Here is a 513-nt window from a genome sequence, read left to right on the forward strand (position 1 = left end):
AGGATTGTGAACTTTTTAAACATTCGAAACAAATTTAGTACTTGTTTATCCCTGGTTTATGCCTTATAATGTAATCCGTAAAAACTCGCAGTCATACCTGCAATATGATGGAGGAATAATAAATGAATAATAACGAATTCCAGGTACTACTTTACTATAAATATGTACCTATTAAAGATGCAGAACAATTCGCCAAAGACGAATTACAATTCTGTAAATCACTCGGCTTAAAAGGCCGTATTTTAATTGGTGATGAAGGGATCAATGGTACTGTGTCTGGGCCAAAAGAAGCGACTGAACGCTACATGGAACACATGCATGCTATGGAAGAATTTTCTGACCTATGGTTTAAAATTAACGAAGCGGATGACTACGCACACAAAAAAATGTTCGTACGTTACCGTGAAGAAATCGTTTCTTTAGACCTAGAAGAAGATTTAAACCCTAACGAATTATCTGGTACCCACTTAGATCCAGCTGATTTCCGTGAAGCAATGTTAGATGAAGATACTA

General features: G+C 36.1%; 1 pseudogene. It reads left to right on the forward strand.

Annotated elements, in window-relative coordinates:
* Positions 1-122: 122 nt before the first annotated feature.
* Positions 123-513: pseudogene (locus tag ACRCJ0_RS19355) on the forward strand (rhodanese-related sulfurtransferase); the annotation flags it as partial.

This window comes from Aerococcus sp. L_32, assembly GCF_050689315.1.